This window comes from Mycobacterium sp. 1465703.0 (genome assembly GCF_001672975.1).
Lineage (GTDB): Bacteria > Actinomycetota > Actinomycetes > Mycobacteriales > Mycobacteriaceae > Mycobacterium.
The window spans coordinates 1-24,342 of sequence record NZ_LZKU01000018.1 but is presented as its reverse complement, the minus strand read 5'-3'; the positions used below and the strand labels follow the sequence as shown (position 1 = coordinate 24,342).

Genomic DNA, 24,342 nt, shown 5'->3' with positions numbered 1-24,342 from the left:
CCTACGCCGACGACAGCTCGATGATCGACAAAGGCGTCGCATTCGCCTCCAGCCACCTGGCCGCACCCGGGCCCGGTGCAACATCAGTCGCGTCGCCGCACGGAGGCTTCGGCAACTGAATAGCCGCTCGGCTAGCCGGTGGTTTTGGAGCTCAGAAAGGCGACTATCCCCTGGGTAACCGCGGCAGCATATTTCGCCCGACCGTCCGGGCTTTCCATTCGGGCGACGTCACCTGCGTTTTTCATGTTGCCGAGTTCCACCAGCACCGCCGGATACTGCGCAAGGTTCAGCCCGGCGAGGTCGTCGCGGGCGTACAAGCCGTTTGAACCGATGTAGGAAGCCGGCTGTAAACCGGACTGGGCCAAGGCATCCCGCATCGCATGCGCCAACTGTACGGCGGGTCCGGATTGGGCGTCGTTGAGCGGCGGGCTGGAGTAGTTGACGTGGAATCCGCTGCCGGACGGCGGCCCTCCGTCAGCATGGATGCTCACGATCGCGTCTGGGCGCATGGCGTTGGCCGCCGCCGCGCGCTGATCGATGCAAGGGCCCACCCCGCTGTCGCTGTCGCGGGACAACTGGGTGTGAACGCCCATCTGGTTCAGCGAGTCATTGATCAACCCCACCACCGCCCAGGTGAACGCGTGCTCGGGATAGCCGTCGTCGGCAACCGCTCCCGAGGTCTGACACGGCTTGGTGCCGCCGCGGCCGTTGGTGACCTGCTGGTTGATCGAGGCGTCGTTCACGGCGTTGTGGCCCGGGTCGAGGAAGACCGACATTCCGGCCACACCGGCCGCCGCGCGCGGGGCGGTCAGTGCCGCGCCGGCGGCGAAGACCACCGGCATGACACCGGCGATCTTCAGGACATCACGGCGCGCAACGGATCGCAGCCCACCAGGGCGATCACTCACCGCGCGATGGTAGCAATCGGCGCCACATTCGCGAGGGGGGCAGGCGTTTGCATACTAAAAAGTATGTTACGGTCGTGGCCATGTCCGTGCTTGGAAGCCAGCCGCTGCACGGTGTCACCGATGAATTCGTCGCGCAGCTGGCCGATCGCGCTGAGGAAGCCGAGCGATTGCGGCGGCTGCCCGCGGCGACAATCAGCGACTTCAAGCAGACCGACCTGTTCCGGCTGCTACTGCCGGCTCGGTACGGCGGCATCCAAGCCTCGTTTCCTGAACTGCTGCAACCGGTTCGGCGGATGGCGCATGGCTGCGCATCGAGCGCCTGGACGCTGGGGTTCTACGCGCTGCACAACTGGATGCTGTCGCTGTTCGATCCCCGCCTTCAGGAGGAAGTCTTCGCGTCCGGACCCGTGCTGGCGCCGGCCCCGCTGGCCCCCACCGGGCGCGGCGTACCGGCGGACGGCGGCGTGCGGGTGACCGGCAGGTGGTCGTGGGCGACGGGCGCGATGGACGCGGATTGGATGATCGTCGGCGCGCTCATCGAGCGCCCGGATCGGATCGATCCCGCCCTCGTCGTGGTGCCCGCCGACCAGGTCGAGGTTGTCGACACCTGGGACACAGCCGGCATGCGCGGCACCGGTTCTCATGGTCTCGTCATCAACGACGCCTTCGTGCCGGAGCATCGACTGGTTGCGGTGGCCGACATCTACGGAGGAACGGCACCGGGCGCGCGTGAGCACGGCGTGCCGACGTACCGGTGGCCGATGGTTCCGGCGCTGGCGCTGACGGCGGCGATGCCGGTGCTCGGGACCGCGGAACGGGTGACCGAGCTCTTCGCCGAGCGCCTCAGCGGCCGAGTGTTGGCCTACAGCGCAGTGGCGCAGAAAGATCAGCCCGCCGCGCAGATCAGGCTGGGTGACGCCCGGGTACGGCTGAGCTCACTGGGGGCGCTGATCGCCAAGACCGCCGACGACATCGAGACGATCGTGGTGAGTGGCGAACGGGTGAGCCGATCGGTGCGGGCCGATGCGCGGTTGGCGGCCGCACGCGCGGTACACGAAAGTCGGGCGATCATCGCCGATCTCATGGAGGCCAGCGGTGCCAGCGTCCACTTCTTGTCCAGCCCTATGCAGCGCGCCAAGCGCGATGTGGACATCGCTGCGGGGCATGTCGTGTTCGATTACGACACGAGTCGAGAGTTGGCCGGAGCGTTGGGGATTGGTGCGAAGATTTCACCCATCGCCATGGTTTGAGTTGGTCGTCGTACCGGCCTCGGACAGCATAAGTGCCAGGAATCGTTCCCGTTGGGCCACCGACTGAGCCTGCTCGGCCGAGCTGGTGAGATGCAGCAGCCCGATGCCTGCGGCGAAGGTCAATTCGGCGCGTAGCTTGGCGTCCTCGGGACTGAACCCGTAGTCGCGGTAGGCCTTGATGACGGTGCGAAGCAGCAGCCGGTCGGCCGCGCGAATGTTGTCCGCCGCCACCGGATCCAAGCGAGCCCATTCGCGCATCGCGCGCTCTAGCATCCAGTACTGGGGGCTGACGATCGTGAGCGTCAGGGCCGACAGGCGTTCTCGGGGCGGCAGTGCATCGAGCTCGGACAGCGCCTTGCGGTCGCGTTCGAGGAACTGGTTCCAGGATTCCACCAGCGCGGCCCGATATTTCTCGATGTCTTCGAAGTGCCAATAGAAGCTGCCGCGGGTGACGCCGGCCTCTTGGCACAGGCGTTCGACTTTGAGTGCGCGGACACCTTCGCGGGCGAGCACGGTGTAGCCCACCTCCAGCCAGTCCTCGGCTGAGAGGCGGGTCGACGGCTGTTTACGCTGCACCACACCACGAGATTACGGGAGGCGTTCCTGGCCGAGGGTTCATCGCGGGCCGCCGTGCTCGTCATGCCGTCGGCGGTGTAGGGAGCCGGGCGGTTTCGTCGAGATCCACGTCGAGGGCATTGAGCATCAGCGCCAGGCCCGCATAGCGGTTGATGACCATCAGCGCTTCCATGGTGGCCTCCGAACCCAGCGCCGTGTGTACCTGCTCGAAGAGCGGTGCCGTAACCCGGCGTGTCGTCACCAGCTCGGTGGTCAGGTGCAGGACCGCCAGCTCGGTCGTATCGAAACCGGCAGTCTGCCAATCGGAGTCGGAGAGGACGGCGTTGATGCTGTCGCTGTCGACCCCGGCCGTTTGTGCGACGTCTTTGTGTTGGCCGAGCTCGTAGGCGCAGTCCATCAGGTAGGCGGTGCGCAAGACGATCAGTTCACGCAGTCTTCTCGGCAGCACCGGGCTGGCCAGGGCGGCGTCGCCGGCCACCATCCATCCGGTGAACACCTTCTCGGCGTTGGCCAGTGCGCGATAGACGTTGAGATTGCCGCGCCGCGCGGTCAATTCGCGGGCGAGACCGGTCATTTCCTCGGGCCGACGATACGGGACCCGAGTCATTGTGTGTCGATGTCGAGGTCGGTGGCGTTGAGCACCAATGCCAGGCCGTAGTAGCAACTGACGATCATCAGCAACTCGGTGAGCGCCTCGTCGCCGAGCAGGGCGTGCGCCGTGGCGAAGGAGTTGTCACTGAGCCGACGGGTGGTGCACAACTCGGTGACGGTGTCGATGATGGTGCGTTCGTCGTCGCTGAAGCCGGCTTCGTCCAGGTCCCCTTGGTCTCGCAGTGCGTCGGTTTGTTGGTCGGTCAGCCCCGCGGTTCGGGCGAAGATCACGTGCTGGGCGAGTTCGTAGGGTGAGTCCTGCAGATGGGCCACTCGCAGGATGATCACTTTCCGCGTCCGCGCGGTGAAGGTGGGGCTTTCGAACAGTTGGCCGGCCATCTGCGCCCATCCCTCAAACACTTTGGGGGCGTTGGCAAGCAGTCGTAGCACGTTCAGTGTGCCGGGACGGGTGAGGAGCTGCCGGATCTGGTCAGGTTGCTCGTCTGCGTTGGCCAGCGGCATTCGCGTCATTCGTCGAGACCTTTCTCGTCCGCACGAAGGATTCCTCGACTGTAGTGAACACCGCTGTCCGGAGGTATAAAGCCTTGCCGGAAACGGCTAGCTCATGCGCTATCGCTTTCGCAGGTTCACCCATCTACCGCGAGCTACTTCTCAAGTTCTCCGGCCAAGCATTCTCACAGTGACTTTGCCACTGTTCGTCGGGCCCGCATGTCGCTCTCTGAAGTATAGAAACTCAATAGTATCTACAAGAAGGCTCTGGATTTCCCCAGCATATGGAAGTTGCTTAAAATTGCCCCGCCTGTTGGCAATTGTTTCGACGTAGAGCAAACCACCCGGCGCCAAGGAGTAGGCGATGTTGTTTAGCAACTTTCGCGCGTAAAAGTGGACGTTCAACGCACCTGCGAACTGGGCCTTTTCAAATGGCCAAGGGCCATTAACCAAATCGGCCTTAAGTAGTTCAAAATGTTTTCGTTCGACCTTCACAATAGTTTTATTAATGCTAGCTAATTGTTCGAGCACTTTGTCGTCAATATCCACACATGTGATCTGGCAGCCTAATTCCTGCAAGGAAAGTGCATGCCTGCCATATCCACAAGGAGCATCCAAAATTGGGCCGTCGAGCGTCGTGAAAAGCGGCAAAAATCGCCTGAATTCTGGAGCCAGGGACCTTTCCGACCTTGCGTCCATATTACGTATGCCCTCGCCCCGCTACATGCGGAACTCAATCGGAGCTGTCCTGCGAATAAATTTCGGTCGCCCTTCGGCGAGCTGCTTGGCCGGTCAGGCGATAGGCGGCCTTCTTCCGTGCGCCGACAGAGTGCGTGGACGAACTGAGGTCAACAACGATGCCCGACATCAGTACGCGCTGGAAGCGTGCGATACATGGGAGGAATGCGAGGAATGAGAGGCGTGGGAGACATGGGAGCCATGCTGCGGAATCATCAGCCCATCGCTATTCTGGCGAACCGTGAAACTCATGAGGTCCGTGGTGCTCGGCAACTCTATTTCGGCCTTCTTCTCCGACGCCGCCCGGGCAATCTGCCCTTCGTCGACATCAGCCGAGTCCACGATCTCCGCCCCGACCAACGGGCTAGTCAGGGCACCAAGTGCCGTCGCGAGATTCAGGATTTTCACAGCCTTACGCATTCGTTTCCCCGCAGCCTGATGCGTCCGCTATACGGCGGGATCCAATAACAATTGCATAGGGCAGCATGCTCCCAAACCTCCTGCTATGACCGTGCTTTGGAGACGTATGCTCGCGTCGTCGATGGCAGCGTATGCGCCTGCGACAGTTTTATCACACCGGTTCGGTGAACTTCGATAAAGACGCTAGATCGAGCCATGATGCGTCGACACCACTATCTGCAAGCCCGTGAAGTAGTGATGTTCGGCGACCGACGGATCGGCGCGCTTTTGTGTTTCAAGCACTAGGCGACTGCCGCTGCGAATGACTGGTATAGGTCGCCGGGCAGTGGTGTTTCGAGCTCCCACGTGATGGCCATTGGCTTCTCGCCAACGTGGCCGCGATAGGTCGCTGGACCGAGGAACCAAAAAGCGCGATCATCAGCACGCAGGCGCGCAAAAAGCATTATCGAGCGCCCCATGTCCTCGTGATTGCGGTACCGCAGGCCAGTTTCGCTGTCGGCGCGCGTTATGGATTGGCTCTCCCAGTGAACGAGCGATGGGCTGATGGCGTAGTCACGATAGCGGGTAGTCGGTGAAAATTTTCCGCTGCTCTTGTCGAGCGTGAAGGCTAGCAGGTCAGCTTTCGCGACCTTGGCTTCGTAAACTCCCTCCCGCCAGGAAGCAACTTTCGCGGCGTCACCGATACCGAAAGCGGCCAAGATCTCGATTCGCGAGTATCGCCCATGTACTTGCAGCGGCACGTCGGGATGTTGATCCAGGTTGCCATGCAAGTGGTCAATCCTTTCGTCAAGCTCGACGAATAACTGCCCAAGTTCGGCTCGAATTTGAGGATGCTGCCAAAAGAGGTCCACTGCCTGCTGAAGCGACTGTTCCTTCGTGAGCAATTGATTAGCAAGACTAGCAACAATCATCCGCATTAGACGTCGTTCGCGTTCAGTTAGTTTCGATATGTCGACCGGCGAGGACCCCCCGATGAGCCGGCGGTAAGTGGCAATACGTTCGTCGTCATCGATGTGAAGCAGGCGCCCGACCGCTTTGCGAAGTGCTGCCTCGTACGGCCCCGGCGGTGCAGTAGGCACACCTGCCGCCGCGCACAAGTCAGACCAACCCCGTCCCGCTGTGTCATATACGTCGGAGAGATCTAATCCAGATTCCTTCAAATACCGAGAGAGCGTCACATCACCGTAGTGTCTACATATAGCCTGCAGTTCTTCGATGCGAGACGACCACCTCGACGGCATCGCATCCCGAAGGCTGCGTAATACGATTTCGGCCGCCTTCTCATCAAGATGCATGAAGCAGCCTGCCGGCAGAAACGGAAAACCCCGTCGCACAGCATCTTCGACGTCGCGGCGGGTCCCCCCAAGCAGCGCACGATACCGGCGGTCGAAGCGGAACTCCCGGCGATGGGTGCCGATGAAGTCCAAGACGGCGCAAAAGGTCTTATCCTTCGACCGGCGCAATCCGCGTCCAAGCTGTTGCAGAAAGAGCGTCGGACTTTCGGTTGGCCGCAGCATAAGCAAGGTGTCAACCGTCGGAACGTCGACACCTTCGTTGAAAAGATCGACGGAAAAGACGACTCTTACCCTACCGGTGTTGAGGTCTTGCAGCGCTGACATGCGGTCGGTCGGTGAGCTGTTTCCCCAAACTGCAACAGCTGGGACGTTGTGTGCGTTGAAGTGTGCCGCCATAAACCGTGCGTGTTCGATGCTGACACAAAACCCGAGGGCTCGCATCGTGGTGGGATGGTCTGCTAATCGAGTGACTTCCTGCAACACGGTACGAGCCCAAGCGTCGGTGCTTGTGTACAAGCCGCTAAGAGCTTGAACATCATAACCCTGACCTCGTCGCCAAGGAATGTTAGTCAGGTCGACCCCGTCGTGAATCCCGAAATACATAAAGGGACAAAGCTTTTGTTGATCGATCGCATCCCACAATCTCAACTCGGCGGCAATCCGATTGTCGAACCAATGCAGGATCGGTAGTCCGTCACTGCGCTCCGGTGTGGCTGTGAGGCCGAGTAACTCCTTGGGGCGCAAGTGGTCAAGCAACTTGCGGTACGAGGATGCTGCGGCATGGTGGAACTCGTCCACAATAACCACGTCAAAGTGGTCGGGCGCAAGGTCTTCAAAGTTGGCGGCGTTAAGGCTTTGAATCGAGGCAAATACATGCTCAAAGCGTCGGGGTCGCGACCCACTGATCCATTTCTCCCCAAAGGACGCATGACGCAGGGCGTGGCGGAACGTCGCCAGACTCTGGTCCAGAATCTCGTTGCGGTGGGCGACAAATAGCAGCCGGGATCGCGACAGGTCATCGCGTAAACGAGCATAGTCGACTGCTGCCATCACCGTTTTGCCAGTGCCGGTGGCTGAAACGAGTAAATTATGGTGATGGCCGCGGACGCGCGCTAATTCGATTCTTTCCAGCATACGTTCTTGGAAAGGTTCTAGGCGCAACTCAATTGGACTGAGGATCACCTGCGTGCCGTGCCCCGCGCGTCCGCCTCCCCGGCCCTGCGCTTCAAATTCCACTGAGTCATACTCGACGAACTCGCCTGACTGCCAGTAGCTTTCGAAGACTGCCTCGGACTTCGCGATAATGTCCGGGTTTCGGGCCGAAGATGCCCGAATATTCCACTCAAGACCTGTGATCTGTGCGGAGTGGGTGAGATTGGAAGAGCCTATGTAGGCGGTCGAGAAGCCTGAGTGACGATGAAATACCCATGCTTTGGCGTGCAGACGTGTCGTGCTGACATCGTACGAAACACGGATCTCAGCCCCGATGCTCTTCAGCTGCTCGAGGGCTTCCTGCTCTGTGGAGCCAGTGTAAACGGTTGTCAGGACGCGCAGCCGCTTGCCTCGTTCGCAATGTCTGCGGAGAGCTTGAATAAGCGGATTTATACCGCTGCGTCGGATGAACGCCATCACAACATCGATAGCTTCAGCCGACTCAATCTCAGTAGCAAGCTGATGGAGCAGCCCCGGCTCACCAGGTGCGTTGGTCAGCAACGTGGTATCCAGTAGCGGGATCAGCGGTTCGCCGATTGGTTCGGGAGTGCTGTCGGGCCGCCGCGTAAGAATTGCGTGCAGGACCTCCGCTGTCTCAAGCGGGGTTTCGGATGCATCCGACTGCACGATTTCAGCGAGCCGAGCGATTAGGTGACGTGCCGCCTCGATGCCCACGTGAACGCGGTCGCTATCCACGACAGATTCGAGGGATCGCTGGACGTGTCGGCTCAGGTGGAGTGCAATTCGATCCGCCGCCTCCGCCGTGTGGAGGGGCCTTGTATCTGGTGAAAGCCTTTGGAGTGAGCCGAGTTTCTTTTGAAGTGCCTCAGTTAGAAGGACCTCGTAGACTCCAGGGCTCATAGGTTCCGAGTCGAACGTTGCTGCACCTCGTGGGTTGTTTGTACAGGGAGTATCGCGTTCACCCATGCGCCGACGATGCCTCTGCTGAGCGAACGGTAGATGTTTCTTTGGCCTTGTGACGCCGACGGAACGACGCAGCCCCGTTGTGAGACCATTCGTTTTGGCGCGAAAAAGGGCTAAGTCCTGTGTGCTCCCTAAGCCTCATCTTTAGCCGTAAGCGCCTGCCGGGTGAAGGAAACTGTGTCATCGCGTCCTCCGCTAGTCGGGTTACTCGCATCGCGTGAATGTCGTCCTCGGAGTTCAGGATTTGTCGACACGTTTAAGGGACGTATTGCACTTCTCGCACATGAACGTGCTCGCGCTGACACGGGCCTCCTGTATGTGCTTGCAGTTGCAGCACTTGACTTTAGATGTTTCGCCAACAGGACTTCCTAGACGATGTGACTCAGTCATCGCTGCATCCGCCCTAGCAGTAACCCACTCAATAGGAGCAGCCAAAATAACCTGTGAAACTGCTCGGGCAGCATCAGCCCGAGAAGTTTGGATTATCCAATACAGCCCGCTGGCCGAAGTAATGACAAGCCGCCCATAGAGCACAATGGGAAGGATCCGGTTGTTCTTGAACCGGCGATCTGGGCCGCCCTTGACGTTCACGTATTGCCAAGTGCTATCGATCTGAACCGCATCTCTAGGTGGCGTCGAACTTTCGATGAACCGTTGCTCTTGATGAAATATGCGCAACGCCTGATAGTCAACGTCACTGTAGCGCCTACCTTCTCGGACGAGAAGGCGATCCGGGAGCAGATATAGCGCAGACTGTCCAGCTGTGATTGACGGTATCGCGATGTTCGTAGCCAACTGCTTTATCTTGCCTGACGTGCTTGCGCTCGCACCGACCCGGTTGACGAGCGAACTGGCGCCAGCATTCACCTTATAGCTATACGTGCTTACAACGTCTCCGGATTGAATGATCCGCCATACCCGCTGCGACTCGGTGAGCCAGCGCCATTGGGTTACAACAGATTCGAACCACGAATAGGCTTCGTCGTGCACGTCATAGAAGAGAACGACGGTGCGTCTTGCCTGATCGTTGAAGTAGAGCCAAACACAACCAACGCTGCCTAGAACCCACAAGATCAATCCCCAAGGCATGACCGGGAGACTTAGCAGAAACACGGCAATGGCGGCTGGCCACCACCACACGAATCGTGCGGCCGCATCGTTGAGTTGGTCGACGAGGTCACCCCGACCCGTCGGTTCCAGAGATATTGCAGTTGCACCCATCACGTCTTCCATAACCACGTCGCTTGGGCGAAAAGCTGGTTGTTGACGTTGGACTGATTGTCCGAGTCGGACTGCCGGTCCTGTCCTGTGCCCGTTCAACGAAGCGCGGTAATAGATTCCGTTGCGGCCCACGTGGACGTAGTTGCCACGGGGCCCCGTGCCAATACGAAAACCAGGAACGCCGGCGCTCACGCCGATACCCGACTTGCTCACGTTGAACCGAAATGGCCCTGCTTTGACGCTCTTGCGAATGTAGAAACCCACTATGCTGCCTCAGGTTGGTGATACGGTCGTCGCCTAGGTGCAGCTGTCAGCGCTAAAACTGGTGTCCGCATAGTGCGCGCCAATACATCGTCCTTGCGAACCATTTACTCTCCCGACAACTTGACTAGCCTCTGTCTAAAAGGCGCGAATTGACAAGGTAATCGAGCACTGCGTCTGCTGTCATCGGATTGAACTGCCAACCAGCAAACGATCGGCAACTGGTCTCTTGATGACGCGGATGGATGACTCGGAACATCGTAGACACCTCTCTTCAGCAAGCCCCAGCCAACGAAGGGTTGACATCTGAGACTAGATCGCCGCTATGCCCCGACTAAACTTCGGCCGCCCGGTCGAAAAAAAACCTGCGCAATCGCTTCGAGCAGAACATGTCTCGCATTCCGCCACATATGCGTTCTTCCAGTCCGAGATTGACTGCACAGCGAAAGGCCGAACACTCGGGTCAAGCACGCAGAGCGGCAAGTTGTAGACGGAAACATTGACAGCGGCCGTTGAGAGCGCATCAACGCCAGCTGCCAGTTGATCTCGATAATCGAGCGGATCGATCCAGAGCAACTCATCGTTGGCGATCGCAAAGCCGGTGTTCTCCAGGCCCATGAGCGCCACATGATCGACAAATGGGAGATTCCGAGCGATCCACGAACAAGTTTCGCGGAGGCGCGGAGCTGTGATCGCGTGGAGCACGATCCGCAACTCAACTCGCTGACCGCGATCCTTCAGCTGGAGCACACCAAGAACAGTTTGATCAAATGCCCCTTTTGCTTGCACTACGTAGTCGTGGATGTGATCAACCGCTGAGTAGATCGGTATGCCTGCTGAAAGTTTCGGATGGCCAACCGCCGCCCAAGAATTCGCAACATCAGAAGAGGAGAACGCACGGCCATTGGTCAGCACGTGTACCGCTGTATCCGGAAGCAGGTCGCGGGCTAGGCGCAGCAGAGGTATGAACCTGCGCCATTCCGTGAGCGGTTCGCCGCCGGTGAGTGTGAAAGAGGATGTCGCGGGATCGACTAGCGGCAAAGTCTCCTCGATCTCATCCATTAGCCAGCCGTCATCGACTGACTTCGGCGGTTGCGAACACATCAAGCAATAGTTGTTACAGCGTTCCGTCACGAGGAAAAAGTTGTGTCTTGAAGAACGGCGGTAGAGCACCCGCACCCGGCGGGCCTCAGGTTGTATGCGGACCACGTCGCCGTCACGAAGCTCTGCAAATGCAGGCGGTACGCGGAAGTAACTCAAGGGATTAGAAGCCGGACGCTCATCGCGAGCGATAGCAAGCTTGTATCCCTGCCTCCGGGCCAGCTCCCAATCGTCGTGGCATGCAATGAGAGCGGCGTCCTTCGCACCTGCAGGAGCATTCGCCGGAGACCGAAGCCGCCAGGATTGCCGCCTTGCGCTCAGACCAGCGAGATCGGCGTCGGACGCACGCCCGGAAAGAACAAGCGGTTTCACCGCGCCCATCTCCGGAGAATGGCGGCGTCCTCAGGGGAATGCTCCAACAGCTCAAACAGGTGGGTGATTACGCCTTTCTGCCGCTCGCAGAACTCCGACAAGGGCTTGATCCCCAACGAGTCATTCTGAGTCGCATGATGATAGACAGGGTCCGCACCGCAGTGAGGCTCGAAGACACAGCTTGAACATTGCGGTGCCGTTTGCGTAAGCGACTCCGCAACCGCCGAAACCAGTGTGTCGGACAACACCAAGTCTCGGTAACTATGCTCGTGCACGCTGCCGAGTTCGAAAGTGCGGTCCCCCATTTCGGCAAGCATTCGTGCCTCGTCGGAGGCAAATACTGATCCATCGTAGTTGTAAACGAGCGCTCCCAGGCCAGCACCGGCCGGGCTCCGTAGATCGACGTACCCGATGGGCTCGTCGCTTAGCATCCGGCGGAGGATCAAAGCCGAGTAGAACTCGGGGAAGTGACGGCCAGACTTGTTGATGTCAAGGATATAGCGAAGGCCGCGTTTCCAAAATCGAAGCCAGTCATCGATGCGATACTTCTGAAACTGTTTGGTTTTGATTGCGAAGCCGTAGGGAGAAAGTGGCCGTAGGAAGATGCCATCGAGATCTTGTTGGAGGTATTCGTCGACAATCTCCTCGACCCGATTCAGACTCGCTTCGGTAGTGGTCATCAGTGCACCGACCCTGTCCCGCCCGAGGCGTTCTTTGGCTCGTGCTATAGCCGCTACCGCGAGTTCGTAACTGTTGTTGCCCCTTCGTGGTCGATTTCTATTGTGGAGATCGCGGGGCCCGTCCAACGACGTAGACAGAAGGATGCCATGCTCTGCGCAGAAGTCGAGCACATCCTCGTCCAGCAGTGCCAGGTTGGTCGTGATTACGAACTGGAGCAGCTTCCCCCGACGGACTGCCTGCTCTTTCGCGGCCACAACAATCCACTGGATCAGCTCAAAATTTAGGAGCGGCTCGCCTCCTTGAAACTCAATCTTGATCAGTGGCGCCGGTGCGGAGAGTGCGATATCGAGGGCCTTAGACGCAGTAGCCTCGTCCATGTCGTATCGGGCACGGTCCCTACTCTGTCGAGAGACCTGGCAGTAAGGACAGGAATGCTCGCACCGCAGCGTTACGACGAACAGGTGAAGAGGCGTCGCGGCTCGCAAAAAACTCAGGCGGCTGCGCAGACGAAGCGCTAGAAGCTGCTGCTGGGCGCGATGCTCAACGGAGCCGATGAAGAACTTCTCGAACGCACGCTCGTAAAGGCCATCGCCGGGCGCGAGATCAAGCGTGCAAAGGCGGTCCAACTCGACTTTGGTCATCTCAGTCATATCGCCGACCAAGTTGCCTACAAGGAAGCGATCCGTACCGAGCCGCTCAAAGCGGATTGGTAGGAGTTGCAGCGCCGACGCGGCGGGCACAAAGGTATCCGGTGAAGCAAAGCCTGCCACAGTCGTCAGTCTTGCTCTGCCAGTGACCCGAAGGCCAGAGCGACAATGACATCGCGGAGCCGCTCAGTTTCGTGCCTCACTTTCTCCCGAAGGTTCTCGTCCGTAACGAGATTCAGAAAGTGAGCACGCAACTCATCGCCTTGGAAGTGCCGCTGTGACGGTGAGAGCCGGCAAACGTACTGCCCGTCCGTCTCACCTATGTGGCAAGCCGCCTGTCCGATCAGGCGATAAGCAGCTTCTTGCAGCGCACCGAGCGACTGCGTCGACGCGCTGAACTCAATAACGACTTCTGACATTTAATACGAGCTGGAGGAATGCGACGCGTGCGATGCGTGGGATCCGTGCTGCGGGACCATCATCCCGTCAGGGTTCTGATGAACCGTGAAGCTCAGAAGGCCTTCATTGCCCGGCAGCTTTGTTTCAGCCTTCACTTCAACCTCACCCCTGGTCTCCGACGCTTGCGCGATATGCGCCTCGTCGGACTCATCAGAGTTGACGATTTCTGGCGCAACAGCGGGGACCGCAAGGGCGCCGAGGGCCGTGGCAAGGTTAACGATCCGGGTGGTCTTACGCATTCCTATCCCTCTCAGGTTCTCGTAGCTTCTGCTTAGTGACGTGTACTAAGGGACGTTGCCCAACACATTGATGAAATCGTATCCGCTAGAGCCTCTTGTCATGGCCGTTTTGGAGAACACGCCAGACCGCGGGTACCCGACTCAAGAAGATCCGTCCTCAGGCCTCGCCGGCAACGCCTTCAACCACCCATCCGACAACAACTCCAACAACTGCCCGTCCGGATCCCGAACCATCGCCGCGCCCGCCGAGACTGACGAATCGACCACCGCTCCCCCAAACTCCGCCACCTGAGCTAATACACCAGGAAGATCAGGCACCGAGAACGAGATGTGCGTCAGCCCGATCTGATCCATCACCCGCTCCGAGCCGGCGTGAACCTGACGCTTCGAGTAGTCCATGAGTTCGAGCACGAACCCATCCCGCACCAGATAGGTCGCGTGCACGCCTAGCGGCTCGGGCAACCCCACCAGCTGGGCGGTCGCACCATCGGGCGGATCGAGCTCCCACCAGAACTGAAACCCCAGCAGGCCCTCGTAAAACCGCCGCGACCGCTCCCGGTCGGTGACGCATAACCCAACGTGATTGAAAACCATTCGATGACTACTCAACACAACCTCCGCAGCAAGTCAGACCCCTAACGACGCGATCCCTACCGACCTTCGACCACGCTTCACCACGCAGCTCAAACGCGTAATAATGCAAAGATAAGCCAATAAGCTGCCAGCTAAGCACATCCCCTTCCGTTGGAGAGCTTGTCCATGGTCACACGCCCGAAGGTCCGCCGCGACGCCACAGTCGATTTCGACCATCATTCCGACGCCTTCAACCTCAACGAGCTGGCCGTCAATGCCGAACTGCGGCAACGATGTCCGGTGGCGTGGAACGAGAACTACGGCGGGTTCTGGTTCCTCAGCAGCTACGACGCCGTCAGCCACACCGCCCGCGACGGCGACACGTTCGCCCACAAATACGAACCCAACGCACCAGACGGCGTCGACTACCAGGGCGAGATGGGCGTCCCGCGCCCCGACGGCCAACCGGCCCTGGGCATCGGCGAGGTCGACGGCCCTTACCACCAAGCCCTCCGACACGCCCTGGCCCCGTTCTTCTCCCCCGGCGCCGTCGAGAAACTCAAGCCGTTCATGGAGCAATCCGCGCACTGGTTCCTCGACCAGCGCATCGCCGAGGGACAGATGGACCTGGTGCTCGACTACGCCAGCCCCGTGCCGGCCATCCTGACCATGAGGTTGATGGGCCTGCCCTACGACAATTGGCACCTGTACGCCAACCTCTTTCACTCCGTCATGGCCGTCCCGCAAGACAGCGACGAGTACGCCAACGCGATCGCCAAAGTGCCGGCCATGATGGAAGAGGTGCTCGAGTTCGCGGCCAACCGACGAGCCGACGCGCGAGAAGACCTGACCAGCTTCCTCATTCAATTCGAATTCGACGGCCGGCGCCTCACCGACGAGCAGCTGCTCAACATCCTGTGGAACCTCATCGGCGGCGGCGTCGACACCACCACCTCACAGACCGCGCTGACCCTGCTGCACCTGGGCACCCACCCCGACATCAGACAGCAACTCATCGACCACCCCGAGCTCTACCGCACCGCCACCGACGAATTCCTGCGCTACTTCTCGGTCAACCAAACCCTCAGTCGCACAGTCACTCACGACGTAGTCCTCGGCGGCCAATGCCTGAGAAAGAATGACCGCGTTGTCATCAGCTGGCTGTCGGCCAACCACGACGAGAACGAATTCGACCGGCCCGACGAGATCATTCTCGACCGCGCCCCCAACCGCCACGTCGCGTTCGGGCTAGGGCCACACCGCTGCATCGGCTCGCATCTGGCGCGGCTGATGTCGGGCGTGATGGTCAAGGCCGTCCTCGACCGCATCCCCGACTACCACGTCGACGTCGAAAACGTGCACCAATACCTGGGCAACCCCAGCATGACCGGGCTGGGCAAGCTCCCAGTCACCTTCAGCCCCGGCACCAGCCGCGAAACATCACGCCCGTGGTGACCCGGCCTTAACGCACCGCCAACACCGGCCACGGGTCGCGCACACCCCTGAGTGCGTGGCTGCCGCGGTCTTCGAAGGCGATCCGTGACCCGAGGACCAGTGGCGGAATCGCGCCGGACACCAGCACCTCGTCGGGCCCTGCGAGCGCCATGATCCGCGCGGCGATGTGGACGGCGATGCCATGCACGTCGTGGTCGACCATCTCCACCTCGCCGGTATGCAGACCGGCGCGGATGTTGAGGCCGAGATCTTGCACGGCATCGCGAATTGCACACGCGCAGTTGATCGCTCGCGCCGGACCGTCGAACGTCGCGAGCGCGCCGTCGCCGGTGAACTTGATGACTTCGCCGCGCGCGCCGGCCACGTATTTCGCCACAACCTCGTTGTGCGCGTCGAGGGCCGCGGTCCACGCCTCGTCGCCGAGGGCCTCGGCGCGTTCGGTCGATCCGACGATGTCGGTGAACAGCACCGTCGACAGCACCCGGTTGGTCGGCGCAGCCGGACGCGAGCCGGTGACAAAGGATTCGATTTCGTCGAGCACCCGGTCGCAGTCGCCGGCGAACCACACATCGTCGTCCCCATCGAGCTCTACCATTCGCGACCGCGGAATCCGTTCGGCGACATAGTGGGAGTGCGCGCCGGTCACATGGCGGTCATCACGACGATGTAGCACTAACGCCGGCGCCTGGATGCTGTCGAGCACCGGCCGAATATCAGTGCGCAGGAACAGATTAAAGATGGCTTTGAAGTATCCGGGCCCGCCGGCCAGGCGCTCGCCGCGAGCCCACCAGCGCTGCTTGCCGGCATCGCCGGTCCAACTGGGAGCCAGGCGATTTGCCACAGCACCGGTGCCGACGGTGGCGCCGAAAGAGTCGACATATCGGGTGAACGCCGGTTCGGGCATCCCCTGCGGATAATCGGGCGCCCGCAGAAATCGCGCGTAGGGGCTGAAGAGCACCAGGGAGCGGACGCGTTGTGGATGGGTCGCCGCCAGAAGCATGACCGGAAGCGCCGACTCCGCCATCCCGAAAACCGACGCGCACTCGGTGCCGACGGCGTCGAGCACCGCGACCAGCCCGTCCGTCCAGGCCTGCATCGCCGGAAGGTTGTGGACTGCCACGGCATCCGAGCTGCCCATGCCGAGCAGATCGGTCGTGATCAGGCGGCTGAACGACGCCAGGCGGCGCAGGTGACCGGCGACAGTGGGCTCATCCCACAACAAGTCGATCGGGAACGTGGCGGAGGGGACGAAGAGCAGGTCCGATCCGTTGTCAGAGGCGACTTGATACGCGAGATGGGCATCGCCATCTCGCGCATAGAGCGTTGGGGGGACGGCCGCCATGCTAGAAGCATGCCACTACGCCCGGACAAGGTGGGGCGCAACCGCCTCGTCCGCTCAAAGTACTTGCGCCACAACGCCTGCAACCAGTTCGTCGGGAGCCTGGGCGATGCCGACCGCCTGCAGGTGGCCACCGATCGCAAGCGACGCGATGCCGTGCACCAGCGACCAGAGCGGCCCGGCAATCTCTCGCGGATCCCGGTCCCCGACGATCCCTGCTTCTTGGCATTTGGTGATCGCGTCGAGCAAGTCTCCAAACGCCTGCAAGCCGGCCACCGCCAGGTCCGACTGGTCCTCCTTCAGCGGCCCCGCCCCGAACATCACCTGATAGTGATCGGGATGGCCAACCGCCCACCGCACATAGGCGCGGCCGAGTTCGATGACCCGCTCCCTGGGATCCGAGGTGCGATCGGCGGCCGCGGCCAGGTCGGCGTGCAGGTCGTGGAATCCCTGCTCCGCGACGGCGGCCAGTAACTCGGCCTTGTCGGCGAAGTGCCGGTACGGCGCCGCGGCGCTGACCCCGGCGCGGCGTGCCGCCTCGGTGAGGGTAAATCCTTTCGGCCCCTTCTCGGCCACCAGCGACAGCGCGGCGCTGGTCAGCGCACGTTTGAGATCACCGTGGTGATAGCTCTCCCGCCGCCTGGTCGTCGACCGCTTCACTGCCATGTTGACGACATTAACATTATGGTCTATGTTAATGCTATTCACATGGGCGACCAAGGAGACGACATGACGAATCCACTGGAGACCACATCCACGCTCGCCGGCACTCGCGACCGCGAGAAGACGGCTGACCTGCTTGGCCAGGCACTCGCCCAGGGCTACCTGCAAATCGACGAGTACGACCGACGGCTACAAACGGTTTTCCAGACGCAGACCGCCCACGAACTACACGAACTGCTGGCCGGCCTGCCGCTCGATCGCATCCGGCGTCACGATCCTCGCCGGCGTGCCGCTCGGGTGGCCGCGGCCCGGCGCGGAGTGCGCGCGCACCTTGCCGCGTACCTCGCCATGGTCGTCATTGTGCTCGCCGTCTGGGCAGCCGTCGCCATGACAACCGGCGCAACCTACTTCTGGCCGATTTGGCCCATCCTCGGCGCGGGAATCGGATTCGTCAGCCACGCGATGTCGATACCGCGCCTCAAGCAAAGTCGTTGATAACGAGCACTATTGGTAAGGAAGAGTCATGAAGAACACAGCAGTGGTGACCGGGGCCAGTTCGGGGCTAGGCGCGATCTTCGCCGAGCAATTGGCGCAGCGGGGTTTTTCGTTGGTGCTGGCCGGGCGGGATCAGGCTCGGCTCGACGCGGTCAAACAGCGGATCGGGCAGAGCACCGAGGTTGAACTGGTCGTCGGCGACCTTGGCACCGGCAACGGTGTCGAGGATTTGATTACCCATCTGAACGGACGGGTGGTCGACGTGCTGGTCAATAACGCGGGCTTCGGCACCTACGGCCCGTTCGCGGAAATCGACGCTGGTCGCGAACATGAACTGGTCGCGGTCAACGTCGACGCGCCGGTCCGCCTGATCCACGCGGTCCTGCCCGGCATGCTGGCCCGCGGTCGCGGCGGCATCTTGAATGTGGCCTCCACCATCGCGTTTCAGCCCGGCACCTATCAAGCCACCTATGGCGCATCCAAAGCGTTCGTACTGTCGCTGAGCCAGGCGTTGTGGGCCGAGACCCGCGGCTCCGGCGTCACCGTGACCGCACTGTGCCCCGGACCCACCCGCACTGGATTCGTCGATGCGCTCGGGTCGGACGTCTCGCACACCGCGACCTATCGACACCTCGCCGCGCCCGGGCCCGTCGTGGCAGCCGGGTTACGCGGCCTGGATCGCGGCCGCGCCGTGGTCGTTCCCGGGTGGCGCAACCGAGTAATGACGACGGGCGGGCGGCTCGGACCGGGTTGGTTGTCGGCGCTAGTGAGCGGGCGGATGCTACGACCCGCGGAAGCGCCGGCTAAATCGTCCCGGTAGGCATTCACCCTCGACGCGCTGGCGCCGGATCGATATGCGACTTTCAAACGCGCTATCGCATTCGGAAATCGTGTCATGACCGGCAAACCGTTGCTCATGTGGCCTATGAGGCTTATGTGGGCTGGACCTAGCGCCGCGACGAGGTTGTTGAGCCGAAAACCGCTGCGCCCGTGGTGATTACGAGGCCGTAGCGAACTGCAGCACGGGTTCCGACGAATCAACGTGCCCGTAACTGAGGATCCGCAGCCGGTTGGGACGTACCTCGTAGACGGCGCCGTCGACCGGATTGGTGACGTCGAATCCGTCCTCGACAGGCTCGGCATTCGAGAGCTCGAGGTGGGCGCCGTCGCGGATCCGCTCACCGCGGTAGTAATAACTCCCGCTGAGGTTTTTGCACACCACCACCAGCGACTGGGCGGTACGCAATACGACGGCCGGCGGATTGCCTGGGTCGCAGCGGGCCGTCTCGCCGACGAACCCTAACCCGTCGGCCCCCTTCACCGGACGCGACAACGTCGGCGTCAGCGGTGGCGGTGGCGTCGTCGAAGCCGGAGGCGCCGCCGCCTTCAACGTCTGGCGAGCTGGCGGCGACGCGTTGTGATGAGTGCCGCCAACCAGATTCACCGACAACACCAGGCCGGCAATCAGCAGCACCACTCCCACCACGGTCACCACGAGCGGCGTCGTGCCGATCGCCGGCAAACGCCACGAGTGCTCGGACGCGGCAGGCGGCTCGGGGGCGCTCGGCTCATCGAGTTCCGCCAGGGCGACGGTCGGCAATGGGCGGGTCCGAGGAGGGACAGGACCGCTTCGGCCGGCCCCGACGGAAACCGGCTCGTACGCCGCGAACACCGCTTCACTGGCGGCCCGGGCGAGCTCACCCGCGGAACCGAATCGCGCCGCGCCCTGTTTGGCCATCCCCCGGGTGATGATGTCGTCATACTCCCGGCCGACGCCGCGGCGCATGATGCTGGGTCGGGGCGCCGGGGACAACAGGTGCGCACGCTTCAGCTCGCTCGCATCCTCGCTCTCGAACGGCGGTTGACCGGTGAGGCACTCGTAGAGCACGCACGCCAGCGAGTAGATGTCGGTCTGCGGCCCGATCCGTCCGGTGGTGAATCGCTCGGGCGCCATGTAGGCGCGCGACAGTTTCTCGTCTCCGGCGGCCTGGGCAATGCCGAAGTCGGTCAGGTAGGTGAAGTGGTCGTGGGTCAGCAGGATGTTCTCGGGTTTGACGTCGAGGTGCACCAGCCCGACGGCATGCGCGGCGTCCAGGGCGCGCGCCACTTGCGCGGTGATCGACGCCGCCCGCGACGGCTCCAGCCTGCCCTGCTCGCGCAGCAGGTCCTTGAGGTTGCCCCCGTCGTCGACCAGGTGCATGTCGATGAACGGCACGCCGTCGATCTCGCCGAAGTCGTGCAGCGGGATGACGTGGGGTTCCTGCAGTGCCATCACTTTCCGGCACTCGCGCCAAAGACGTTGCTGGAAGCCAGGGTCCGCGGCCGTCTCGCCACGTAGCAGCTTGAGCGCGACCATCCGGTCCTTAACCGTGTCGTACGCCCGGTAGACCTCACCCGTTTCCCCGGTGCCGATCAGTGATCGCAGCTCGTACGGCCCGAACCGGGTACCGAGCCGCGAACCGCGGGACGAGGAGGTCAATGCACAGTCCTTTCTAAAACGCAGTCCAGCACGCGTGTTCCCGAATTGGGCGTCGACATAACGTGCGCGGCCTCACGCGTGTCGCTACGCGAGACACCACGCACGGCCGCTAGAGTCCGCTGACCGCCCGTATGACCACCACGATCGGCCCGGACGAAACAGCGCCAGCCCCCACCCTAGCCGCAGCGGTGCCAACTTTCCTTTCCGCAGCCGTTCGCAGCCCCGATACAGTGAATTTGCTGTCCGGCACGTAAGAAGGTGAGGCCGTCGATGACCGACATGACGGCGCAGTTCGCAAAGATCGTCGGCGAGCACAACCTGCTGACGGGCGACGCCATCTCCGACGACTACGCACACGACGAGGTGCTGACGAAGCCGCCGCAGAAACCGGCATATCTGGCGAAACCGTCGAGTGCGGAAGATGTCGCGCAACTGCTCAGGGTCGCGACGGAAAACGAGGTTCCGGTGACGGCCCGTGGCTCGGGAACGGGTTTGTCGGGTGCGGCGATCCCCCGCGGCGACGGGCTGTTGATCTCCTTCGAGCGGATGAACGCCGTGCTGGAGGTCGACGTCACCAATCAGGTCGCCGTCGTCCAACCCGGGGTGACGCTCGCCAAACTGGACGACGCGACGGCCGGCACCGGGCTGCGGTACATGGTGCACCCGGGCGAGCTGTCCTCCAGCGTCGGCGGCAACGTCGGCACCAACGCCGGCGGCATGCGCGCGGTCAAGTACGGCATAGCCCGGAACAACGTGCTCGGGCTACAGGCCGCCCTGCCGACCGGCGAACTGATCCGCACCGGCGGCAAGATCGCCAAGGTCTCCACCGGTTACGACCTGACCCAGCTCATCGTCGGCTCCGAAGGCACCCTGGCCCTGGCCACCGAGGTGACGGTCAAGCTGCATCCGCGCCTCGACCACAGCGCCACTGTGCTGGCCCCGTTCGCCGACTTCGACCAGGTGATGGCGGCGGTGCCCAAGATCCTGATCAGCGGCCTGTCGCCCTACATCCTGGAGTACATCGACAACGTGACGATGGCCGCGCTGGTCCATACCCAGAACCTCGAGCTCGGCGTTCCCGATGCTGTTCGCGACAGCTGTCAGGCGTATTTGGTTGTGGCGCTTGAGAATCGGACGGCTGATCGGTTAGGCGAGGACGTCGAGAAGGCCGGTGAGCTGCTGGCCGAGTTGGGTGCGGTGGATGCCTATGTGCTCGAAGGCGGTTCGGCGCGCAAGCTCATCGAGGCACGCGAGAAGGCGTTCTGGACGCTCAAGGCGCTCAACGCCGACGACCTCATCGACGCCGTCGTGCCACGCGGCGCGATGCCGAAGTTCCTGTCCGGCGCACGGGGTCTGGCGGCGGCCGCCGGCGCTGCCGCGGCGGGCTGCGGGCACGCCGGCGACGGCAACGTGCACCTGGCCATCTTCTGCCCCGACCGGCCCATAAGAAAGCAGCTGTTGACCGACATCTTCGCGCTGGCAATGGAATTGGGCGGGGCGATCTCCGGCGAGCATGGCCTTGGCCGCGCCAAGGCGCCGTACTTCGTCGAGCTCGAGGACCCGGTCAAGGTGGACCTGATGCGCCGCATCAAGGCGAGTTTCGACCCGGCGGGCATCCTCAATCCCGATGTGGTGTTCGCAGCAGAAGAAACCTGAGTGGCTAGCCAGAAGTTTCCGATCGGGCGCGGCGCGACACTGCGCGAATTGCAGGAAGACCCGCACCCGCTGCTAGCACGACTGCGGATGACCGAGCCGGTGTCGTGGCTCGCCGTCCGGGCCGGGTGGTTGGTCACTCGGTACGACCTCGCCGTCAGCGTGATGCGGGACCCCGCGACATTCACCGTCGAAGATCCGCGATTCTCCACCTCCCAGGTGATCGGCGCGAGCATGCTCTCGCTGGACGGCGTGGACCACGCACGCCACCGGGAGGCGTTCGCGCATGCGTTCCGTCCGGCGGAGGTATACGACCGGTTCGCCGGGTTTGTCGAGGCGCAGGCCGATCGGTTGATCTCGGCGATTTGGTCCACCGGCAGCGCCGAGCTGCGGCGCGAGTTCGCGGGTCCACTCGCGGTGGCGGTGGTTAGCGAGGCGCTCGGCCTGCGGGATGTCAACGTCGACACCGTGTTGTCCTGGTACGAAGCGATCGTGGCGGCGGTGTCCGAGGTAACCGCCGGCGGGCCGGTCACTGCGGCGGGCGCCGATGCATTCATCCACCTACGAGCCGCGGTGACACGGACTCTCAGCTGCAACACCGAACCCTCGCTGCTGCGGGAGGCTGCCCGGACTCCGGAAGGGCTGAGCCAGGACGAGGTTGCGTCGAACGCGGCGGTGTTGATGTTCGGCGGCATGGATACGACGGAAGGCATGATTCTCAACGCTGTCCGGCATCTGCTCGGCGCGCCCGAGGCACTCGCGCTGGTGCGTGAGCACGCGGACGTTTTGCCGAATGCGATCGAGGAGTCGATCCGGTTGGAGCCGGCGGCCGCAGTCGTCGACCGCTACGCCACCCGCGATGTCGAGCTGGGTCATACCTGGATCCGGCGAGGTGATCTGGTTAGCGTGTCGATCGCCGGCGCTAACCGAGATCCGGCGGTGTTCAGCGACCCCGACCGGTTCGATGTCCGGCGTGCTAACGCCAGACTCAACCTCGCCTTCGCGCAGGGTCCGCATTTCTGCCTGGGCGCACAGCTCGCCAGGACTGAAACGACGATCGCGGTCGGTCGCCTGCTGGACCGCCTTCCTGGGCTGCGGCTCGATCCCTCCTACGCCAACGCGCCGCATGGTTTGGTGTTCCGCAAACCGCCGACGCTGCGAGTGCGCTGGACTGTGTAGCTATTCACATGCCAAAATGCGTGCGACGCAACGGCTCCGGTGGTCCGACCACTTCGACATGTGTTGCGGCTTGTCGCCCAAATAGGTATAGCAAGAGTTCACCGGGCGGTCCGCTGAGTCGAGCCACCGGTGAGCCTCGCCGAACCGTTACCCGCTCATCGGACCACTCAAGATCAAGCCCGCAACCACGAAGCCGTCGACTCAAATAGCGACCACTGCGACAAACGTTGCGCCACAACGCAGCATCCATGTCTGGCGGCAAACCGCGTGGCCCTAGGCCATTGGCTCTACGAACGTCCTCGTGATGAACGAAGAACTCGTTGAGATTCGCCAAAGCGCGCACCCATCCGATGCGGAAGATCCCGACCGGCGGTCCCGACCGAATCCGCGCGACGAGCCACGAAAAGTCCTTGCGCTGGGCCAATCTGTCTCTACGGCGTTCTGCGAAACGTTGGAAGGGACCGGGCAGTACGAGGCAAGGACCGGCAATTGGGTCGCGTTCTCGCAACACCAAATGGGCGGCCAGATCGTGAGTGGTCCAACCCTCAATCAGAGTGGGCGCCGACGGGCCGAGCTCGTCGAAAAGCTCACAGAGCGCACGTCGCTCGCGCGCATCCGGTGTTGCCACGGTAAAACTCAGCTACGCAACGGCTCTCGGCCCAACGCCGGTGTCACCGACGCGTCCACATCGGTGTCTTCGTGGTGGGCGAGCCAGCGTTCGGCGTCGATGGCCGCCGAGCAGCCACTGCCCGCGGCGGTGATGGCTTGGCGGTAGGTGCGATCGACCAGGTCTCCGCTGGCGAACACCCCATCAATCGAGGTGCTGGTGGTGCGGCCTTGCACCAGCACATACCCGTCGGGATCGGTCTCAAGCACCTCGCGCACCAACTCCGAGCGCGGGTCATGCCCAATGGCCACGAACACCCCGGTCACCGCCAGCGTGGACACCTTGCCGGTGACCGTGTCGCGCAACCGCACCCCGGTCACCGTGTCCTTGCCCTCGACCGCCTCGACCGCCTTGTTCGTCAAGATGGTGATCTTGTCGTTGGCCTTGGCCCGCTCCAGCATGATCCGCGACGCCCGAAACTCCTCACGCCGGTG

23 protein-coding genes and 1 pseudogene are annotated in these 24,342 nt (G+C 62.1%); 7 read left to right on the top strand and 17 right to left on the bottom strand.

Translation table 11 applies throughout. The features are described 5' to 3' along the window. Positions 1-119: pseudogene (locus tag A5625_RS29870) on the top strand (cutinase family protein); the annotation flags it as partial. Positions 120-131: 12 nt separating this feature from the next. On the opposite strand, the gene A5625_RS01895 reads toward A5625_RS29870, so the two are convergent. Beyond that, entirely contained in the window at positions 132-908 is a 777-nt protein-coding gene (locus tag A5625_RS01895; protein WP_197515927.1) for an Rv3717 family N-acetylmuramoyl-L-alanine amidase, read from the bottom strand. An 80-nt stretch (positions 909-988) separates the two neighbouring features. Here A5625_RS01895 and A5625_RS01890 point away from each other — a divergent pair, with 80 nt between their 5' ends. Further along, the gene (locus A5625_RS01890) at positions 989-2,158 is read left to right on the top strand and encodes an acyl-CoA dehydrogenase family protein (protein ID WP_066988688.1); all 1,170 of its coding nucleotides are present in this window, start codon (positions 989-991) and stop codon (positions 2,156-2,158) included. On the opposite strand, the gene A5625_RS01885 is transcribed toward A5625_RS01890, so the two are convergent. From A5625_RS01885 to A5625_RS01840, 11 genes are all read right to left on the bottom strand, one after another. Then, positions 2,138-2,683 carry a TetR/AcrR family transcriptional regulator gene (locus tag A5625_RS01885; RefSeq protein ID WP_197515929.1) on the bottom strand — a complete coding sequence of 182 codons (546 nt, stop codon included), beginning with the start codon at positions 2,681-2,683 and terminating at the stop codon, positions 2,138-2,140. The genes A5625_RS01890 and A5625_RS01885 overlap by 21 nt on opposite strands. 112 nt (positions 2,684-2,795) lie before the next feature. Further along, positions 2,796-3,341 (bottom strand): carboxymuconolactone decarboxylase family protein, encoded by a 546-nt coding sequence (locus A5625_RS01880; RefSeq protein ID WP_066988686.1) that lies wholly within the window; start codon positions 3,339-3,341, stop codon positions 2,796-2,798. Next, the gene (locus tag A5625_RS01875) at positions 3,338-3,856 is read right to left on the bottom strand and encodes a carboxymuconolactone decarboxylase family protein (protein WP_066988685.1); all 519 of its coding nucleotides are present in this window, start codon (positions 3,854-3,856) and stop codon (positions 3,338-3,340) included. The genes A5625_RS01880 and A5625_RS01875 overlap by 4 nt, the downstream gene beginning before the upstream one ends. A gap of 141 nt (positions 3,857-3,997) precedes the next feature. Then, a complete protein-coding gene (locus A5625_RS27935) occupies positions 3,998-4,534 on the bottom strand; it encodes a bifunctional 2-polyprenyl-6-hydroxyphenol methylase/3-demethylubiquinol 3-O-methyltransferase UbiG (RefSeq protein ID WP_082984216.1) in 537 nt (178 codons plus the stop codon). 168 nt (positions 4,535-4,702) lie between these two features. After that, a complete protein-coding gene (hxsA2, locus tag A5625_RS01870; RefSeq protein WP_156747843.1) occupies positions 4,703-4,981 on the bottom strand; it encodes a His-Xaa-Ser repeat protein HxsA2 in 279 nt (92 codons plus the stop codon). A 293-nt stretch (positions 4,982-5,274) separates the two neighbouring features. Next, positions 5,275-8,175, bottom strand: a complete 2,901-nt coding sequence (locus A5625_RS01865) for a DUF3427 domain-containing protein (RefSeq protein ID WP_197515926.1) — start codon at positions 8,173-8,175, stop codon at positions 5,275-5,277. Between the two features lie 486 nt (positions 8,176-8,661). Beyond that, positions 8,662-9,909: a DUF4236 domain-containing protein gene (locus tag A5625_RS27930; RefSeq protein WP_197515925.1), complete on the bottom strand. Its 1,248-nt coding sequence runs from the start codon at positions 9,907-9,909 to the stop codon at positions 8,662-8,664. A gap of 309 nt (positions 9,910-10,218) precedes the next feature. Continuing rightward, entirely contained in the window at positions 10,219-11,388 is a 1,170-nt protein-coding gene (hxsC, locus tag A5625_RS27925) for a His-Xaa-Ser system radical SAM maturase HxsC (protein WP_082984214.1), read from the bottom strand. Beyond that, entirely contained in the window at positions 11,376-12,830 is a 1,455-nt protein-coding gene (gene hxsB / locus A5625_RS01855) for a His-Xaa-Ser system radical SAM maturase HxsB (RefSeq protein ID WP_066988681.1), read from the bottom strand. The genes hxsC and hxsB overlap by 13 nt, the downstream gene beginning before the upstream one ends. Before the next feature lie 296 nt (positions 12,831-13,126). After that, positions 13,127-13,405: a hypothetical protein gene (locus A5625_RS01845; protein WP_066988679.1), complete on the bottom strand. Its 279-nt coding sequence runs from the start codon at positions 13,403-13,405 to the stop codon at positions 13,127-13,129. 141 nt (positions 13,406-13,546) lie between these two features. Further along, on the bottom strand, positions 13,547-14,014 hold the full coding sequence (locus A5625_RS01840) for a VOC family protein (RefSeq protein ID WP_066988690.1): 468 nt from the start codon (positions 14,012-14,014) through the stop codon (positions 13,547-13,549). Between the two features lie 150 nt (positions 14,015-14,164). Between A5625_RS01840 and A5625_RS01835 the strand changes: the two genes are divergently transcribed. After that, positions 14,165-15,433 carry a cytochrome P450 gene (locus A5625_RS01835; RefSeq protein ID WP_066988678.1) on the top strand — a complete coding sequence of 423 codons (1,269 nt, stop codon included), beginning with the start codon at positions 14,165-14,167 and terminating at the stop codon, positions 15,431-15,433. Between the two features lie 7 nt (positions 15,434-15,440). On the opposite strand, the gene A5625_RS01830 is transcribed toward A5625_RS01835, so the two are convergent. Both A5625_RS01830 and A5625_RS01825 read right to left on the bottom strand, forming a co-directional pair. Continuing rightward, entirely contained in the window at positions 15,441-16,775 is a 1,335-nt protein-coding gene (locus A5625_RS01830) for an adenylate/guanylate cyclase domain-containing protein (protein ID WP_066988677.1), read from the bottom strand. Between the two features lie 54 nt (positions 16,776-16,829). Then, the gene (locus A5625_RS01825; protein WP_066988676.1) at positions 16,830-17,432 is read right to left on the bottom strand and encodes a TetR/AcrR family transcriptional regulator; all 603 of its coding nucleotides are present in this window, start codon (positions 17,430-17,432) and stop codon (positions 16,830-16,832) included. A 69-nt stretch (positions 17,433-17,501) separates the two neighbouring features. On the opposite strand from A5625_RS01825, the gene A5625_RS01820 reads away from it, so the two are divergent. Further along, entirely contained in the window at positions 17,502-17,930 is a 429-nt protein-coding gene (locus A5625_RS01820) for a DUF1707 domain-containing protein (RefSeq protein WP_066988689.1), read from the top strand. A gap of 28 nt (positions 17,931-17,958) precedes the next feature. Next, positions 17,959-18,750 (top strand): SDR family oxidoreductase, encoded by a 792-nt coding sequence (locus A5625_RS01815; protein ID WP_066988675.1) that lies wholly within the window; start codon positions 17,959-17,961, stop codon positions 18,748-18,750. 177 nt (positions 18,751-18,927) lie between these two features. On the opposite strand, the gene A5625_RS01810 is transcribed toward A5625_RS01815, so the two are convergent. Beyond that, entirely contained in the window at positions 18,928-20,409 is a 1,482-nt protein-coding gene (locus A5625_RS01810) for a serine/threonine-protein kinase (protein WP_066988674.1), read from the bottom strand. A 270-nt stretch (positions 20,410-20,679) separates the two neighbouring features. Here A5625_RS01810 and A5625_RS01805 point away from each other — a divergent pair, with 270 nt between their 5' ends. Both A5625_RS01805 and A5625_RS01800 read left to right on the top strand, forming a co-directional pair. Then, positions 20,680-22,065: an FAD-binding oxidoreductase gene (locus A5625_RS01805; RefSeq protein WP_066988673.1), complete on the top strand. Its 1,386-nt coding sequence runs from the start codon at positions 20,680-20,682 to the stop codon at positions 22,063-22,065. Further along, positions 22,066-23,241 carry a cytochrome P450 gene (locus A5625_RS01800; protein ID WP_066988672.1) on the top strand — a complete coding sequence of 392 codons (1,176 nt, stop codon included), beginning with the start codon at positions 22,066-22,068 and terminating at the stop codon, positions 23,239-23,241. Positions 23,242-23,245: 4 nt separating this feature from the next. Here A5625_RS01800 and A5625_RS27920 read toward each other — a convergent pair whose 3' ends face one another. Both A5625_RS27920 and A5625_RS01795 read right to left on the bottom strand, forming a co-directional pair. After that, on the bottom strand, positions 23,246-23,869 hold the full coding sequence (locus A5625_RS27920; RefSeq protein WP_082984212.1) for a TIGR03085 family metal-binding protein: 624 nt from the start codon (positions 23,867-23,869) through the stop codon (positions 23,246-23,248). Between the two features lie 8 nt (positions 23,870-23,877). Continuing rightward, the coding region (locus A5625_RS01795) for an NAD(P)/FAD-dependent oxidoreductase (RefSeq protein ID WP_197515924.1) at positions 23,878-24,342 on the bottom strand (465 nt) is incomplete at its 5' end.